This is a genomic window from Pantoea sp. E956-1 (genome assembly GCF_982223955.1).
This window is the reverse complement of record NZ_CEUYZP010000092.1, coordinates 1-420: the sequence shown is the minus strand read 5'-3', so window position 1 is coordinate 420 and position 420 is coordinate 1. Positions and strand designations below refer to the sequence as shown.

Annotated in this window: 1 protein-coding gene; it reads left to right on the top strand. The window is 60.0% G+C overall.

All coding sequences use genetic code 11. The features are described from left to right. Positions 1–28: 28 nt before the first annotated feature. Positions 29–420 (top strand): hypothetical protein (locus AC0T7J_RS25415; RefSeq protein WP_473798573.1); only part of this gene is annotated, 392 nt, incomplete at its 3' end.

Genomic DNA, 420 nt, shown 5'->3' with positions numbered 1-420 from the left:
CTGCGCGCTCTTTTACCGAGCATTCCCCATGGCCAAGTCACCCAAAAAAGTCCCTGCAGTAAAACCACCCAATGCCCCCGATGCTGGACATTCCGGCTCACCGCCTCTCGTCAGCCGTATGGGCCTGGACATGCCTGACGCCCTGCTTCTGGGCGTCGATTCACCGGCCGTCAGTCAAGCGGCAAGCACATCTGCCGCAGCCAGCACACTGCCCACGGTTACTGTTCACGCCTTGCCGGATGCAACGGAGAACTTCAGCGCCACTCGTAACGCAATCGCTTGGCCGCAAGAGCGTTTCCACGAACTGGTACCCGTGGCGCAGAACGAAGGTTTGGTCACCGGACCGGATCAGCGCACGTACGCTCAGATCGCTAATGAGGGCCAGTTCGTCGTCGAGCAGGACGGGCAAGGCAATTATCA